The organism is Paenibacillus sp. SSG-1 (assembly GCF_002224835.1).
Lineage (GTDB): Bacteria > Bacillota > Bacilli > Paenibacillales > Paenibacillaceae > Paenibacillus_AQ > Paenibacillus_AQ favisporus.
The window spans coordinates 769,393-785,337 of record NZ_MBRK01000001.1; the positions used below are offsets into that span (position 1 = coordinate 769,393).

The following is a 15,945-nucleotide window of genomic DNA, read 5'->3' on the forward strand; positions in this document are numbered from 1 at the left end:
ATGTGAATGGACGGCAGAGATTGGGGATTGTTTCTACTACCGTATGAACAAACCGTTGAGGAACTGAAGGTCAAATTCAAGACGATGCGTGCGGAACTGAAGAAGAGAGAGGAATATGCCCCGATCGAGTTCGTGACCGGACGCGTCAAGAAAATATCGAGCATTCTGGACAAGGCGAAGCGGCTTAGCGTTCCAATGGATCAATTGGAGCAAGGGATCGAGGATATCGCCGGCATCCGGATCATGTGCCAGTTCGTCGAGGATATCCGCCGCGTGGCCGAATATATCCGCAAGCGGAAGGATCTTACGGTGCTGTATGAAAAGGATTATATTACGAATTATAAAGAAAGCGGCTACCGCAGTTTTCATATGATCGTGGAGTACCCGGTTCAGACGGCGCTTGGTCAAAAACCGGTCCTGGCGGAGATCCAAATCCGCACGCTGGCGATGAATTTCTGGGCGACGATCGAGCATTCGCTCAGCTATAAGTACCGGGAGAGCCTTCCGGAGAACATCCGCAAGCGGCTGCAGACCGCGGCCGAAGCGGCATCCGTGCTGGATAACGAAATGTCGAGCATCCGTGAGGATATCCTTGAGGCGCAGAAGCAGTTTGAGGACGATTCCAACGTGACCTCTACGGTGCTGGCGATGATTCATCAGCTCTACTTCTATCATCTGGTGAACGAGGCGATGGCGTTCCAGGAACGGTTCAATCAAATCTGGTCCCAGACCGAGCCAGGCAAGCCCCATGACATGGAGAGCATGAGACAGCTCCTCGACGAGGTGCGGGAACTGATGGCGGCCTATAAGAAAAATTCTATCGACGTCTTCTCACAGGAGACAGACCGAGATTAGCGGAAATTTTTCTTGCGATCATGGGATGTTTCAGTATCCCTGAAATCTTACAGCCATGATCTAAAGAAAAACGATCCTTCCGATGAGGCATAACATTCGGATTCAGCCCGCTGCCGATCATGCGCAGCGGGTTGTTTGTATGGTCGAGGGCTGATACAATGGGGTCCGGCCAACGATTTTATATTAAAGACAGGATGATGAAGCACATGGCACTTAAGCTGCCGGCTGCATTTCAGGAACGGATGCGTTCCTTGCTGAAAGAGGAGTATACCGATTTTATGGATTCGTATGACCGTGTGCCGCGCAGCGGCATCCGGGTCAATACGCTGAAAATTTCCACAGAAGACCTGCTGTCTATCGCCCCATGGGATTTGCGGCCGATTCCCTGGTGTGGGACAGGCTTCTATACCGAAGCGGGTGAACGGCCCGGCAGGCATCCGTATTACCATGCGGGCCTTTATTATATCCAGGAGCCAAGCGCAATGGCTCCGGTGGAGCTGCTTGACGTAACGCCGGGAGAGGCCGTACTGGACCTGTGCGCCGCCCCTGGAGGCAAATCGACGCAAATTGCGGCCAAGCTGCGGGGGACAGGCATGCTGGTCTCCAATGATTTGAATGCCGACCGGACCAAGGCGCTGGCCAAAAATATCGAGCTGTACGGCGTCCGCAACGCGGTCGTGCTGAATGAGCATCCCGACCGGATCGCGGAGAAGTTCCCGGCCTTTTTCGATAAAATTCTGATCGATGCTCCTTGCTCGGGCGAGGGGATGTTCCGCAAAGACGAAGCGATGATCAAGGAATGGGACGGGGATTCGCCGCTGAAGTATGCGGACATGCAGCGTGGCATTCTTAGGGCAGCCGCCACGATGCTCAGACCCGGTGGACGGATCGTGTATTCGACCTGTACGTTTTCTCCGGAAGAAAACGAGGGGATGATTGCGGAATTCGTGGCAGGTCATCCTGAATTCCGCGTGCTTCCGGTCGGAGGTACCGTTTCTTTTGCCGCAGGGGAAACGGATTGGCTGAAGGAACAAGGCTCCGGATTCGGGCATATTCCGGATCAGGTTTGGGAGCAGGTTCGGGGCACAGCCCGGCTGTGGCCGCACCGGATTGAGGGCGAAGGGCATTTCCTGGCTGTCCTTCAGCATGAGGTGGACCCTAAGTCTGCCGCCGAAGCGGAACGGGCCAGAGATACGCTGCTGAGCAGCACGGCTCCGGCGGAGTCCGCCGACCGGCCTAAGGGAAAGGAACGGCCGACGCGAAACGCCAAGCCCGTGAAAGGAAAACCGCCGAAAAAAAGTGCGGGGAACCAGGGTGAAGCCGCACCAACGGCCGCGTATGAAGCTTTCATCCGCGAACATCTCCTTGGCTTCGTGCCGGGGGGCCATACGGTCGTCTACGGCTCCCATATTTATCAATCGCCGCTGCCGCCAAGCCTTCTCGACGGGCTGAAGGTCGTCCGCCCGGGCTGGTACATGGGCGATGCCAAGAACGGCCGCTTCGTTCCGGCCCATCCGCTGGCGACGGCGCTGCATCCCGGTGAGTTCATCCGGGTCATCCGGCTCGACTCCGGGAGCGGCGAAGCCGTGCGTTATTTGAAGGGCGAAACGCTGAGCATTCCCGGGGACCGCGTGGAATGCGGCGGCGAAGCTTCGCCCAAGGGCTACGCCCTGGTCTGCATCGACGGCTATTCGGCCGGATGGGGCAAGTGGCAGGAGGGCATGCTGAAGAACGAATATCCGGCAGGCTGGAGGTGGACATCCGCATGAGCAAGCAGGGCAGAACGACACTGCGGTTGGACAAGGTGTTAACGCATATGGGATATGGCTCCCGGAGCGATATCAAGAAGAAAATCAAACAGGCGGGGGTTACCGTCAACGGAGTCCGGGCCAAGGACAGCGGCATGCATGTCGACCCGTATAAGGATGACATCCGGATTGACGGGGAACAGGTGCAGTATAAGGAATTTATCTATCTCATGCTGCATAAGCCGCCTGGCGTCGTATCGGCGACCGAGGATACCCGGGACCGGACCGTGCTGGATCTGCTGGAACCGGAACATTTGGCATTCGAGCCGTTTCCGGTCGGGCGGCTGGATAAGGACACGGAAGGCCTGCTGCTGCTCACCAACGACGGCAAGCTGGCGCATGAGCTGCTGTCGCCCAAGCGGCATGTTCCCAAAACATACGAGGCCGTCGTATCCGGCGACGTGACCGAAGCCGATGTACATCAGTTCGCCTCCGGGGTAACGCTGGACGACGGTTATGTTACGCTGCCCGGCGAGCTCACCATTTTGCGCAAAGAGCAGCAGGGGGACGAAGTCGTCTCCCACATCTCCCTTGTGATCCATGAGGGGAAATTTCACCAGGTGAAGCGGATGTTCCAGGCTGTCGGAAAAAAGGTTACCTACCTCAAGCGCGTGCAAATGGGGGAACTGAAACTGGATGAAGGCTTGCGCATCGGGACTTACCGTGAGCTGACGGAGGATGAGCTGCTGCAGCTCGGGAAGGATGAAACATCCCGATAACATTGGCATACTACAATAGACCAAAGACCGGCTCGCTTTAGAACAGATAGAGATATTACGGCAAAGGATGGATGGAGCATGAAATACAAACTGATTGCATTGGATGTCGACGGCACACTGCTTAATGATGAGCATGAAGTAACCGAACAGACGCAGAGGACGATTCAGGAGGCCGCGCGTCAAGGCGCTGAAATCGTGCTGTGCACCGGGAGAGGACCGCAAAATTCCATTCCGTTTATGGAACAGATGGGGCTCTCCGGCTACGTTATTAGCCATAACGGGGCAGCGACGGTGAAGGTGGACACCCGGGAAGTGGTTCACCAATACGCGATGGACGCCAAGGCGATCGTGCCTTACCTGGATTACTTCCGGAAGGAAGGCGTGCATTTTGACGTTAATACGGCGTTTCAGATGTTTGTCGACGACGTTGAGGGACTGGCCGTGGAAGTACGCAGCATGTATGAAAACTATCTGATGCTGCCGTCGGTTCTGCCGCCGCTGCATGACCTGAGTGATCCGATCGTCAAGGTCACCGCGTTTGGGCAGCCGGACACGATGGACCGGGTACATCAGGACATCGCGGCGTGGACGCCGGAATTTAACATCCTGCGGAGCGGCGAATACTTCGTCGACCTGATGCATCCGGAAGCGTCCAAAGGGAACGCCCTAAAGCAGCTCGCTGAGCGGCGCGGCTACCGGCAGGAGGAGATTCTGGCAATCGGCAACTATTATAACGACATTACGATGCTCACCTACGCCGGCCTTGGCGTGGCGATGGATAACTCGCCGCTGGAGGTTAAGGCCGCAGCTAATGAGGTGACGGCTTCGAACAATGAGGACGGCGTGCACGCGGCGCTGCTGAAATACTGTTTGTCGTAATGAAAAAAAGAGCCTTCCTACAGCTTCAGCTTGGTACACGCTGGCGTAGGAAGGCTCTTTGCTGTTGATGGCCGGTACGGGGCGGCTAGTGCTGCCGCAGGCCTTTGGGCAGGTGGTTCTTGAGCTGCCCGCTGCTGGCTTTGCCCCAGCCGAGCGGCAGGCCGTCCACGGCCGCGAGCACCCAGCCCTTCAGGGAGGCATCGACCTGAAGGGTCTCGCCCCGCAGGTAGGCGGAGACCTGCGGGTCCTCCGCGGCCAGCGTGATGCGCTTGGCCGCCTGCTGCGGGGAGAGAGCCATGGCGAGCGCATGCGCCGGCTCGATCCGGTTTTTCTTGAGGTGGGCCAGGTGGAGGCCCGCCCGCGGCACTTTCAGGCCCTGGAGCTGCTGTTCCTGCAGCAGCTCCCCGCCTGGAAGCAGGTACAGCGATTCGCCGAACAGAATCGGCGTACCCGCCGGCAGCGCGAAGTCCGGCAGCTCCTCATCCGCCCAAGCCTGGAACGCCTTCAGCGCAGACTGGGCGTCCTGGAGGCCGGCTCCCGGCTTGCCGCTTCCGCTGCGGCCTTTTCTTCGCTGCCGCTGCCGCTCGCTTGGCGAGGCCTCCAGGGTGTGCCCGCCACCGCTGGGTTCGCCCCGTTTCTGGAGGAGGGCGACAAAATGCCCTTCCCCCGCCTCGCGATGCGGCCACAGCCGCTTCATGGCGATGATTTCCATATCGGCATAATGAGCCGTAAAGCGCTGAATCATGTCTTCATTCTCGCTGCGGTTAAACGTGCAGGTTGAATAAGCCATCGTACCGCCGGGTTTCAGCATGGCGTATGCCTCCTGCAAAATATCCCACTGCCGGGCGGCGCACAGCTCGACCAGCTGCGGCGTCCATTCCGCGATCGCTCCAGGGTCTTTACGGAACATACCTTCGCCCGAGCAAGGGGCGTCCAGCATGATCCGGTCAAAAGCCTGCGGGAAACGGCGCGACAGCTCGTCCGGCGCCGCGCTGGTAACCACAGCGTTAGTAACGCCCATACGCTCGATGTTCTCGGCCAAAATTTTCGCCCGTTCCGGGTGGATTTCGTTCGAGACGAGCAGCCCTTCGCCCTTCATTTTCGAGGCGATATGGGTGCTCTTGCCGCCTGGCGCCGCGGCCAGGTCCAGGATCGTCTCGCCGGGCTGCGGATCGAGCAGCTCCACAGCCGACATAGCGGACGGTTCCTGGATGTAATATAAGCCGGCCGTGTGGTACGGATGCTTGCCGGGCCGGACGTTCTCCCCGTAATAGTAGCCGGTGCTGCACCAAGGAACCGGGGTCAAGCCAAACTTCCGGATGACGGCCTCCTTGAGCTGCGGCACGCCCGCAAGCTTTAAGCCGTTGAACCTCAGCCCATGCGTTCTCGGCTGCTCGTAGCTGTCAAGAAATGCTTCGGTATCGCTTCCCAGCAGGGATTCCATCTGTCTGACAAAAGCTGCGGGGAGTTCCTGTTTACCCATTCGTTACATACTCCTTTATTCAACATCATCATGGATGCGGTTTCTATGTATTCGCGCTTTCCGCCGAAGGGGCCGTCCCGGCGGCTGCCGGCGGATTTGAAGACCGGTATGCGGTCACTTTATTTTTGCCTGTCGTCTTCGAGCGGTACATTGCCTGATCCGCCTGCGAAATGAGCGTACCGGCGTTCGTGCCGGCGCGAAGGACGCTGTATCCGACGCTCAGGGTCACGATCGTTTCGGCTTCGACCCGGGCCCGGATTTGCTCGGCGATCCGGCTGACTTTGGCCCTTTTGTCCACGATGAGGGCAACCAGTTCTTCGCCCCCGTACCGCCCGGCCAGGCCTGCTTCGTCGACTTCCTCCTCGATAATAGCGGCCACCTGCTTCAGCACCTGATCCGCTCTGGCATGGCCTTCGGTATCGTTCAGCTTCTTGAAATTATCGATGTCGCAGAAGATCAGCGAGACCTTCAGCCCCTGGTCCACGTAACGGTTCAGCTGCCTCGTAAAGAAGCGGCGGTTGTATAAATTGGTCAAGCCGTCGGTAATGGATGAGCGGTAGATCGACTGCATTTGCTCCACGATCCGCGTAAACAAAATAAAAAAGAGGAGCGTGTAAAACAAGAGCGGCAGCCAGATCCAGATCGCCGGAATCCAAGTCTTTTCCAGGGGGATGAGGTTGTTCAGCAGATGGACCGAAATGTAGATGAAATAGACGGCCAATCCGGCGGTATATTTCTTGCGCTGGCCGACCCGCGGCGCCATGCCGAATAGCCCTATCATTACGGTGCCCAATTGGCACAGGTCTATATAACCCGCCTGCCAGCTTCCGGCCCCTTCCAGAAACCCGGGAGACAGGAGCGGAACGACATACAGAAGCGCCATGACGATCAGGAGCGCCCGCAGCCTGCGGTTCATCCGGTGGTACAGCTGGTACACAGCGAAGTTGAGGAGGAGGAGGGAGAAGGCCTGGAGCCAATCGGCACCTTCCGGATAATTCCCTTGCCTCAGCGATCCGGAGAAGGCGAAATGGATGTTCACCCCTTCGTATGCCATAATGAACAGAAAGGCCGCCACCATGTAGAGATAGGCTTTTTTGCGCTGCCTGCTGTACATCGTGAGACAAATCAGCAGCATGATGAGTATGATATATAAACCTGATGCGGCGGCAATCCCCGGTACAATGGGGGATAAGAATGAAGAGTAGGGCATGGATCGTTCTCCTGCTCTCTTGAATATTCTTTGGATCAGCGGTTTTACTTTACTGAAACATATGTTCTAATATATCATAATTTACAAGATGCCGAAAAGCTAAGAGACCTACAGAAAGGGGTGGTTTTCCCATTATGAGATTGTTACAGGCCCTCTTTTTCCCACCCGAGCAGCCGGGCGGAGTATCCTCCATGATTCCGTATATGCAGGAGCGATTCCAATCATCAAGATGGGATATGGAGCTGTTTTGGCTTCCTAAACGGATCCGCAACAAGGGGCACGAGGAGGTCGTGTTTGACACCTTCGATTGGACCGAGTTCAAGGACTCCCCTGTCGTTCAAAAATATATTCAGACGTACAAGGATTACTTGTGGTGGACGCGTCTGCGGATCCAGAAGCCGTATGACCTGATCCATGCGCACCATCCCATCGCCGGGCTTGCCGCCAAGCAGGTTTTTCCCGATACGCCGTTAATTCAGACCATTCACTCCAGTTATGAACGGGAATTAATATTGAACGGACGCATTAAGAACGGTGGGCCGGAGCATCGGTTCCTCGTATCGCTGTATCGGGAGCTGGAGCAGAAGAGCCAGCGCATGCTGACGGTTTCCCGGTCGTTCGCCGGCTATTTGTCGGACTATGTGGACCATCCGGATAAGATTGGGGTCATTCCGAACGGTTTTGACGAAAAGCGGTTCAAGCCGGTTCCCCATGAAAACGAGGTGCCGCAGCTGATTACGGTCTGCCGCCTGGTACCCGCCAAAGGGCTGGATATTTTGCTGAAGGCCTGCGCCGAGCTTAAGAAGAAGGGTCATGACTACGTGCTGCATATCATCGGAGACGGACCGTTCCGCACGGAGCTGGAGAGCCTTGCCAAAGAGCTTGGCATCTATAACGAAACTATTTTCTATGGATACACGCTGCATCCGGAAGAGTTTATGCCGTTTTTTGATATTTTCGTGCTCCCTTCCAGAGCGGAAGCCTTTGGTTCGGTTTTTGCGGAAGCGGCGCTCAGCTGCCTGGCCCTGGTAGGAACCGACGTGGGCGGAATTCCGGAGCAGATCGAAGACGGAGTGAACGGCCTGCTGGTGCCGCCGGAGGACCCGATCGCGCTCTGCGAAGCGCTTGAGAAGGTCATCACCGACCCGATGTACCGCTACGATCTCGCCCGGACGGCCTGGGATAAGGCGAAGAGCCAATATTCCCTGACGCATGCGGTGAATGAACTGAAGAAAATTTATTTATCTTATCAAAAGGTGTAGCGTGCTGGCCGTTCAACACAAAGAGGCAGGTGCTGAGATTTTCAGCTCCCGCCTTTTTTTCTATTTCATGGCTCTGTCATTTGGATATGAACATCAGCTTCAGCACCAATATCAGGCACAGCGCGCCGATAATCGGGTACAGCACGGACAGCAGGGAGCTGAATCCGATCTGGCTCAGCAGAAAGCAGATGAACATGACGCAGACAATCAGAAGCTTTGGCGGCAAAGGAAGATGCTGCTGCAGCTGAAGGGTGACCCCGTAGATGTCGGCGACGAAGGTGCTGAAGATCTCTAAAAAGATCAGCATCACATAAATCAGCTGGATCGCGGTGCCCAGGTTGCTGGCGATGCTGCCCATCGGGATTTCGTACTGCCGGATGCCCGGCATGTGGGCAGACATGGCAACATGCGCGGCCAGCAGCATGAACCCGACGCCGACGCCCCCCAGAATGCCTCCCCATTTAACCACCGTATGGCTGTCCGTCTTGCTTCCAAGGGGGACCAGCACCGCTTGCGCCATAACGAGATTGAAGGCTGTATACAGGAGCGGAGAGGTCCATACCGCCGTAAAATGATGGTCGGTCGTAATCCGCAGGAAGCTGTCTGCCCCCGGCATGCGGATCGTATTGAAAATAATGGCCAAAGACAAAGTCAGCATCAAGGGGACAACAATGCTGTTCATCTGCACGATGGCGTTCATTCCCCGGGTGAGCAAGACATAGGATCCGACCAGAGTGATGATCAGGCCTGTCTGATAATGAAGGTGTAAATGCTCGACGAAAACGGAGCCGGCTCCCGCCAACATGACGCTGTTTACGCAGATGAGCACGAACATCATCACGATGCTGATCACTCCCCCGGCCCGGTCCCCGAACAAATGCTTGTTGAAATCCTCATAGGATCTGGCCGATATCCGCCGTGAAATGATCATAATCTTGGTCCCAAGCCAAATAAACAGGGCGGTAGACAGCAGAATCGTCAGCGTCGCCCATTTGCCGTATTGGGTAAAAAACTGCAGGATCTCCTGTCCGGTCGCAAAGCCTGCACCCACAATGGTTCCGATATATGTAAAAGCAATTTGAAGCACCCTGATCGCGTTCTTCATCGTTCTCCTCCCTGCTGCAGGCAGTCCGGTTTGTGTCCTGCCTGTACTACAGGTTATGATGATTAGAGGTAGGACATGACTGGAACCTGTCCATGTCTCATGAAGGCAGTCCATCAGGCGGTTCCCGTGAGCGGCTGCGTTCGAATGGACGAATAGACACCGATAGGAAAGAGAGGCTTTGGTATGGCAGGGATTACCTTTTACATTGCCCATTACGGGTATGCCGCCATGTACTTTTTGCTGGCCCTGGGCATTCTGGGTATTCCGGTGCCTGACGAAACGCTGATTGTTGCTTTCGGGGGGATGGCCGCGAGGGGGGAGTTCAACTTTGCCGGCGCGCTGGCCGTCACTTTTCTGGGAAGCATGACCGGGATGATGATCAGCTATTCTCTTGGACGTCTGGTCGGGGAACCCCTGCTTCACCGGTATGGAAAATGGGTAAGAATGACTCCGGAGCGGCTGGCTGGGGCGGAGAAGTGGTTCAGGCGTTATGGATCACTAAGCATTATCGTCGGCTACTTCGTGCCTGGACTTCGGCATTTATCTTCGTATATCGCGGGGACGACGAAACTTCCTGTCAGGGCTTATGTGGTGTATGCGGGAGCAGGTGCCGCCTTGTGGTGCACCATCTTTATGCTGATCGGACATGCCGTTGGATATCATTGGAACGAAATTGCCGGGAGGATGACGCACACCACGATCCGGATCGCGCTGCTTGCGGCTCTTCTTGCACTCGGAGCGGCCATTGGTTTGCTTCTGTGGAAGAAACGCTGACATTTGAAGTTATGTATGGAGTTTCCCCTTGAAGTGGGAGCCCAAGATATGTTACTTTTACGTCAAAGGAACGGCGTGGGGGGCTATTGAAATGGATAAGTTAAAAGAACGAATTTTACAAGAAGGCGTCATCGTTTCGGATCAGGTGCTGAACTTGGACGGTCTGCTTAATCACCAGGTGGATCCGCAGTTGACAATGGAGATGGGAAAAGAGTTTGCATCCCGGTTTGCCGAAGCCGGTGTGACCCGGGTCGTTACCGTGGAATCGTCCGGGATTGCGGTGGCCTTTGCGACGGCTTACGAGCTTGGCGTGCCGCTGGTGTTCGCCCGCCGCAAGAAGACGCTGCTGGCCGATCCGGACGCTCTTTGCGAACGGGTTCCTTCGTTTACCAAAGGGATCGTGACGGATATTATGCTGTCGCGTCATTATATCAGCGAACAGGATAAAGTGCTCTTTATCGATGACATCATTGCAAACGGAGATGCTGCGCGGGGGCTTATCAAAATTATCGAACGCTCCGGCGCGGAATTGGTCGGCCTTGGTGTCGTCATAGAGAAGTGCTTTCAGGCAGGGGCCCGGACCATCCGGGAGCAGGGCATAAGTATTGAACCGCTCGTCCGTATCCAGTCGCTTGAAGGCGGCGTCATCACTTTTGCCGATTAAGCCCGGGATGAAAGCCCGTTTCGCCGCATTTTCCGCGGATAAATCGAAACAATTTCTTTCAACCGGCCGTCTTTTGGCTTATAATATGTATTAGATGATCATGAGGGGAGGCAGCACAATGGGGAAAGAACCGGTAACCGAACAGTATTTCATTGATAAATTGGCCAAAGCAAAGGATCACTTTGAAAGAGCGCTTGATTGCAAGCATACCGAATTCGATGACCTCTATCCCTATATTATAGAGCATCCTCAGTTTTTTTGGTATAAACGTTACGTGGCCTGGTCAGAACTGCTGACCATCGTGGGCATGTGTGATGAGCTAGACTTCTCCTGGAAGGAATTGTTTACCCCTCATCAAGTTGAATATCTGGAAAAACGAGTGATGTCGTCGACGGTGCTCGATTATTGGTACGAGAAGAACGACAGTAAAGAACACGCACAACGTTAATTGCTGAGCGTCACCGAGAGGTTCAGTTGATTAATATACACACCTTTATACCAACACATTCAGGATCAGCGGCCGATTGGCTGCTGGTCCTTTCTTATAATATCAGAAAAGTATAAACGCCAGAGCATTGCTTCCTGATATTGCAAGAAAAATTACCTTTAAACGCGGTCTGTCTTCTTTGAAGGTACGTCGATAGACGTTTTTCTTAATCATGCCGGATGACTTTAACGAAAAATGCCATTGAACCCGCTCAGTCTTGTGTCTAATAAAGGTCGGTACACACCGATTCCATTGTAAGATATGCGGGAAAAGCATATACTTATCCATGTTCACTACATGAAGAGATTGCTTCAAAACCAAAGGAGGATTGGAGATGATCAGCGATGAGGAATTGGATGCGTACCGCCAATCCGGAGAGCAGGTCCGGGTGGTTCGCGACGGCATCGAAAGCAATGATGTGACAGGGATTGTTGTGGCTTGGGACGGCAGCCAGGTGCTGATCCGCCGCCGCAACCGCAAAGTGGTCAAGCTGGACCGGAACTACTTGTTCCAGCCTGCGAGCGCTCCGCGTCAAAGCCCTCTGGAATAATAGCAGAGCCGTCTGGTTCGGTTCCCCTTGGTTCATATGGGGGGACTCCAGGCGGCTCTTATGGTTTGGAGCCCTCCTGAAAATAGGGAGCAGCGGGATGGTCCATATGGTGAGTAAAAGAAGAGACGGGAAGGAGAGAACGGTCTTCGGGAGAGAAAGGATCCAGCCCGAGATACACTCTCATCCGAACGAGCATCTCGTTACGAAAAGCCGGCCATAGGATATTCATTTCGTCGGTATAGCCTCTGCAGGAATATTCCGCCCTGACCCCGGTATCATCTTGTAAGATACGAAGGATCCGGATCTTGCGTCTTCTCATTTCCCGCTTGACTTCAGCGAGCAGCGTGCCGGCCTGCCGGTCGCCGTTCACAATCAGTTCCGAATACAACTGGGGGGTCTTGAATACGCCGCTCTCCTCCATAATCCGAATGTCCCGTTCGAAAACTTTATGAATAAAAATCAGGAGCAGATAACTCTTAATCAGCGATGTCTCTTCCGACGTCATGCCGGGTGCTGCCATACATATCACCACCTGTACGAACTTATGTTCTTATTTTACCCGCAAATGCTTGGATTATTCAATAGATAGGAGCTGGAAATTGTTCAGAATGAAGAGGAAATTAAACTTTTTTTGAAAAAGTGTTGACTATACCTGTCCAGCATGGTATGATCTATCTTGTCGCCGCGAAAGATTGAATCTTTCAAAGAGTGACCGACCGATTTGCGGTCGTGGCGGAATTGGCAGACGCGCACGGTTCAGGTCCGTGTGGGCTAACCCCCCGTGGAGGTTCGAGTCCTCTCGACCGCATACATACATAAGGCGTTCCCGTTTTGAACAACGGGGACGCCTTTTTGTGTTATTTGTTATTTCCCGTAACTTTCCTGAGAGGGGAGCAGCGGGGATTTTTGCTATACATAATTCCTCCAACTTCCTCAAACAATGAAACCACATCGTGGAGATACCGAGTAAAGGAGGAAGTTGCTTGAGTACATCATCTTTCAATAAGCTGCATCGCGGCTGGCGGAATATTGCGGCAGCGGGACTGGCGCTTACGGTTGCGCTTTCTGGTCAAACCGCCTTCGCGGATGGGGAACGATCACTGGCGGCGGAGCGGGTCTTCAACGAGCAAGCGGAGCAGCCCGGGGCAGACCAGCCACAAAGTGACATGAAGCCGGATAAAAAGGTTGCGATCATCATCGACGACTTCGGGAACGGGCAAGGGGGAACCGAAGAAATGCTGTCCCTGCCGATTAAGCTGACCGTGGCCATCATGCCTTTTCTTCCTACCAGTAAAACCGACGCGGAGCTGGCCCATAAACAGGGGCATGATGTCATTGTCCATATGCCGATGGAGCCCAAGCAGGGCAATCCCAAGTGGCTAGGTCCAGGCGCCATTACCTCCAATATGAGCAATGAGGAGATTCGCAAACGGGTGGAGGAGGCCATCGACAACGTGCCGTATGCGGTCGGCATGAACAATCATATGGGATCGAAGATTACCGGAGACGAACGGATCATGTCCATCGTGCTGGAGGTCTGCCGCGAACGCGGGTTGTTCTTCGTGGACAGCAAGACCAACTACCATTCCGTTGTCGGCAAGCTGGCCGTTCAGATGGGAATGCCTCCGGTGGCCAATAACATATTTCTGGACGACCGGCACACCGTCAGCCATGTCAGCAAACAAATGAAAGCCGTTGAAACCTGGGCGAGCGAACATCAGAACTGTGTAACGATCGGGCATGTCGGCGTGCAGGGGAAAAAGACTGCGGAGGCCATTCGCCAAAGCATCACCGGTATGCAGAATTCCGTATCTTTTGTAGGAATCAGCGATCTCGTCCGGGATATCTGGGATTGGAAGCCGGCGCCTATATTGCCGTCAAATAATAATTGATTCCGTTTGCGATGGCCTGCGCGATCTTGAGCTGCCCGCGCCGATTGCACAGCATCGCCCGGTCTGCGGCATTGCTGAGAAATCCGGTCTCTACGATAACCGCAGGATCTTTGACCTGGTTCAGCAGGTAAAACGGGCTTCCCAGCCGGATGCTTCCCTTCGTCTGGTACAGCGGGTTAAGCTGCTGCTGAATGCTGTCCGCAAGCAGGACGCTGCGCCCTTCGTTCTGGTGAAGCACAAGCGCCCCGTTCTTTGAAGGATTGCGGCCCCAATTGACGTGAAGACTCACGACGATCAGGGTCGGCAGCTGATGGCTTAACTCCTTCCGCTGCGCGAGATCGCGTTTATGGCGGGAAGAGCTGCGGAGCCAGTGATTGTCGTCGCTGAGGGCGTAGTCAGCCGTCCGGTTCAAGACCGCGTCGTACCCCTGGCTGCGCAGCAGCATAAACAGCTTCTGGGCGATGGCGAGGTTAATGTCCTTTTCCAGAATGTTCTGAAATGAAGTCCCTCCGTCAACACCGCCATGTCCTGCATCCACGATAATCACTTCATGCGGAAAAGCCGGATGCTCCGGATAGGCGGTCGTACTTTGGTCACCGGGGCCAACGGCCCAAGCGGACGAGCTGCCTGCGCACAACATTGCCGGGATCAGGAGGATGGCGGCGATCAAGCTTTTGATAGGCATATAGGATGGCCCTCCTTTCGTTAAGCGGGATTGGAGCGAAAAATTGATGTCGAAGTTAGAATGTGCAATAAACGGTAAATAATGCACCGTCCGCATTCCTCCGTTTAGATTACCGTATCTCTGTGCAAACTAAGAGCATAGCAGAGCTGTAATTTGGCATTGTGGGGGGGATGGAAATGGCCAGTGGAGATGAACTTGTAAAATACATTACAGAGCGCGTCGTCAGCTACATGGAAACACCCAAGGAAGAACGAAGGAAGCAAAAATATAAAGAGCCGTGGACGGTCAAATGGTTCGGCATGATCCCGTTCGGATTGTCCCAATGGGGAGGCCGGACGGCTGACAAACGCCATCCGAAGCGGCGAAAAATCAAGATGCGGAATCTTCATGACTGAACGAAAATGAAAGAAGCGGACCTCGTGGGATACGAGGTCCGCTTCTTTTTGGGAATGAAACGTGATAAGGGCAGGAACAGATAATCATGCAGGAGATCTAGGGGCGGGCATGAAATTCTCCGGCAGCCATCAGCATGGAGACAGGGAGGTACCGGGTTCCGGCACGTCCTGTGGCCGCGTAGTTGACCGCAGGAGCGCTTGCGGCCGGGGACCATGTCTGAATCCCGCTTACCGCAAACGGCGCCCCATAGGACGCGTTACGGCCGGGAGCGGTGAAGATCAGGCTGCCGCCGGATGCGACTGCTTTCAGCAGATCGTCTCCGCGGCGGATGTTCAGCCGGGGGGAGGTCATCCAGAGCAGGTCGTCATAAGGATCGTTGCCATCCATCTTAGCAGCAGGTGACGATGCCTCGAGCCGGAGACCGTTCTGATTGGTAACGACCGCCGTCTTAGAAACGGAGGCGGTGCTGGCGGAAACGGCATTTGCCGGCAGAAGCTCCAAGGTCAGCGCATTGATGTACATGGCCGGCTTGCCGGGCAGGGTCACTTTCCAAACCGGCAGCATTGCCGAATATTGAGCTTGGATTTGAACGTTTGCGGGGAGGCCGGGGTGATCGGGAATAAGGCCATCCTCAGCCAGCCGGTCATGAAGCGCATCGCTGCTGTAAGGGATGGCTGGACCGCTGCCGTACTCGCTGAGCATATATCCGCCTTCCTCCCTGGCGGTGAATATTAAATATCCCAGCTGCTTGCTATCCTTTGAAACGACCGCAAGCCAGCTGTGGGTGCCGGGCCCTAGCGGGTAATAGTCGATGGCGGCGCCGTCCCACTGCTGAAACTCGGACTGCGCGGACAGCTCGCGGACGACGGAGCCGGCAAAGCTCTCCAGCGGCGCGGGCACCGCCTGCATGTCCGATCCCGCTGCGATCCGAAGCAAGGCAGCCCGCGCGGGGCTTGCCGCCTTGGCGGCAGCGATGCCGACCGCTGCGGCCGATTGCGGGACCGCAGGACTCCAGGCCGGCCAGGCGCAGCTGACGGCACAGGTCAACGCCGTCACTTTTAAAGCGAGAGATACCATCCTCACCACATTCACCCTCCTCGATTTCAGAGCTTTATTGACATCATTGTATCGGACAAGCCGTAAAAAGGCTGTTGCAAGGTGTCGGGCTTTGGGGCG

17 protein-coding genes and 1 tRNA gene are annotated in these 15,945 nt (G+C 55.1%); 12 read left to right on the plus strand and 6 right to left on the minus strand.

Going from position 1 to position 15,945, the window contains the following annotated elements:
* Window positions 1-6: 6 nt before the first annotated feature.
* From yjbM to BCV73_RS03780, 4 genes are all read left to right on the plus strand, one after another.
* Window positions 7-855 carry a GTP diphosphokinase gene (yjbM, locus tag BCV73_RS03765; protein ID WP_076170223.1) on the plus strand — a complete coding sequence of 283 codons (849 nt, stop codon included), beginning with the start codon at window positions 7-9 and terminating at the stop codon, window positions 853-855.
* Window positions 856-1,061: 206 nt separating this feature from the next.
* Window positions 1,062-2,624 carry an RsmB/NOP family class I SAM-dependent RNA methyltransferase gene (locus tag BCV73_RS03770; RefSeq protein ID WP_089546068.1) on the plus strand — a complete coding sequence of 521 codons (1,563 nt, stop codon included), beginning with the start codon at window positions 1,062-1,064 and terminating at the stop codon, window positions 2,622-2,624.
* Window positions 2,621-3,382 carry a pseudouridine synthase gene (locus BCV73_RS03775; RefSeq protein ID WP_089546069.1) on the plus strand — a complete coding sequence of 254 codons (762 nt, stop codon included), beginning with the start codon at window positions 2,621-2,623 and terminating at the stop codon, window positions 3,380-3,382. The genes BCV73_RS03770 and BCV73_RS03775 overlap by 4 nt, the downstream gene beginning before the upstream one ends.
* A 78-nt stretch (window positions 3,383-3,460) precedes the next feature.
* A complete protein-coding gene (locus tag BCV73_RS03780) occupies window positions 3,461-4,261 on the plus strand; it encodes a Cof-type HAD-IIB family hydrolase (protein ID WP_089546071.1) in 801 nt (266 codons plus the stop codon).
* An 85-nt stretch (window positions 4,262-4,346) separates the two neighbouring features.
* Here BCV73_RS03780 and BCV73_RS03785 read toward each other — a convergent pair whose 3' ends face one another.
* Both BCV73_RS03785 and BCV73_RS03790 read right to left on the minus strand, forming a co-directional pair.
* Window positions 4,347-5,744, minus strand: a complete 1,398-nt coding sequence (locus tag BCV73_RS03785; protein ID WP_089546073.1) for an RsmB/NOP family class I SAM-dependent RNA methyltransferase — start codon at window positions 5,742-5,744, stop codon at window positions 4,347-4,349.
* A 43-nt stretch (window positions 5,745-5,787) separates the two neighbouring features.
* On the minus strand, window positions 5,788-6,954 hold the full coding sequence (locus BCV73_RS03790) for a GGDEF domain-containing protein (protein ID WP_089546074.1): 1,167 nt from the start codon (window positions 6,952-6,954) through the stop codon (window positions 5,788-5,790).
* 134 nt (window positions 6,955-7,088) lie between these two features.
* Here BCV73_RS03790 and BCV73_RS03795 point away from each other — a divergent pair, with 134 nt between their 5' ends.
* Window positions 7,089-8,216 carry a glycosyltransferase family 4 protein gene (locus tag BCV73_RS03795; RefSeq protein ID WP_076170217.1) on the plus strand — a complete coding sequence of 376 codons (1,128 nt, stop codon included), beginning with the start codon at window positions 7,089-7,091 and terminating at the stop codon, window positions 8,214-8,216.
* 76 nt (window positions 8,217-8,292) lie between these two features.
* Here BCV73_RS03795 and BCV73_RS03800 read toward each other — a convergent pair whose 3' ends face one another.
* On the minus strand, window positions 8,293-9,321 hold the full coding sequence (locus tag BCV73_RS03800; RefSeq protein WP_089546076.1) for a YkvI family membrane protein: 1,029 nt from the start codon (window positions 9,319-9,321) through the stop codon (window positions 8,293-8,295).
* Between the two features lie 183 nt (window positions 9,322-9,504).
* Here BCV73_RS03800 and BCV73_RS03805 point away from each other — a divergent pair, with 183 nt between their 5' ends.
* The 4 genes from BCV73_RS03805 to BCV73_RS03820 all read left to right on the plus strand — a co-directional run bounded on the left by BCV73_RS03805 (window position 9,505) and on the right by BCV73_RS03820 (window position 11,796).
* Window positions 9,505-10,095 carry a DedA family protein gene (locus BCV73_RS03805; RefSeq protein WP_089546078.1) on the plus strand — a complete coding sequence of 197 codons (591 nt, stop codon included), beginning with the start codon at window positions 9,505-9,507 and terminating at the stop codon, window positions 10,093-10,095.
* A gap of 91 nt (window positions 10,096-10,186) precedes the next feature.
* On the plus strand, window positions 10,187-10,759 hold the full coding sequence (locus BCV73_RS03810; RefSeq protein ID WP_076170214.1) for a xanthine phosphoribosyltransferase: 573 nt from the start codon (window positions 10,187-10,189) through the stop codon (window positions 10,757-10,759).
* 118 nt (window positions 10,760-10,877) lie between these two features.
* On the plus strand, window positions 10,878-11,207 hold the full coding sequence (locus BCV73_RS03815) for a hypothetical protein (protein ID WP_076170213.1): 330 nt from the start codon (window positions 10,878-10,880) through the stop codon (window positions 11,205-11,207).
* A 373-nt stretch (window positions 11,208-11,580) separates the two neighbouring features.
* The gene (locus tag BCV73_RS03820) at window positions 11,581-11,796 is read left to right on the plus strand and encodes a hypothetical protein (protein ID WP_076170212.1); all 216 of its coding nucleotides are present in this window, start codon (window positions 11,581-11,583) and stop codon (window positions 11,794-11,796) included.
* 58 nt (window positions 11,797-11,854) lie between these two features.
* Here BCV73_RS03820 and BCV73_RS03825 read toward each other — a convergent pair whose 3' ends face one another.
* Window positions 11,855-12,316 (minus strand): YhjD family protein, encoded by a 462-nt coding sequence (locus BCV73_RS03825; protein ID WP_256992728.1) that lies wholly within the window; start codon window positions 12,314-12,316, stop codon window positions 11,855-11,857.
* A 203-nt stretch (window positions 12,317-12,519) separates the two neighbouring features.
* On the opposite strand from BCV73_RS03825, the gene BCV73_RS03830 reads away from it, so the two are divergent.
* Both BCV73_RS03830 and BCV73_RS03835 read left to right on the plus strand, forming a co-directional pair.
* Window positions 12,520-12,604: transfer RNA gene (locus BCV73_RS03830), tRNA-Leu, on the plus strand.
* Window positions 12,605-12,779: 175 nt separating this feature from the next.
* A complete protein-coding gene (locus BCV73_RS03835) occupies window positions 12,780-13,688 on the plus strand; it encodes a divergent polysaccharide deacetylase family protein (protein ID WP_256992729.1) in 909 nt (302 codons plus the stop codon).
* On the opposite strand, the gene BCV73_RS03840 is transcribed toward BCV73_RS03835, so the two are convergent.
* Entirely contained in the window at window positions 13,663-14,373 is a 711-nt protein-coding gene (locus tag BCV73_RS03840) for an N-acetylmuramoyl-L-alanine amidase (protein WP_089546079.1), read from the minus strand. The genes BCV73_RS03835 and BCV73_RS03840 overlap by 26 nt on opposite strands.
* Before the next feature lie 176 nt (window positions 14,374-14,549).
* Here BCV73_RS03840 and BCV73_RS03845 point away from each other — a divergent pair, with 176 nt between their 5' ends.
* On the plus strand, window positions 14,550-14,768 hold the full coding sequence (locus tag BCV73_RS03845; protein WP_076170208.1) for a YqzE family protein: 219 nt from the start codon (window positions 14,550-14,552) through the stop codon (window positions 14,766-14,768).
* A gap of 97 nt (window positions 14,769-14,865) precedes the next feature.
* Here BCV73_RS03845 and BCV73_RS03850 read toward each other — a convergent pair whose 3' ends face one another.
* On the minus strand, window positions 14,866-15,852 hold the full coding sequence (locus tag BCV73_RS03850) for a hypothetical protein (RefSeq protein ID WP_143811822.1): 987 nt from the start codon (window positions 15,850-15,852) through the stop codon (window positions 14,866-14,868).
* Between the last annotated feature and the right edge of the window lie 93 nt (window positions 15,853-15,945).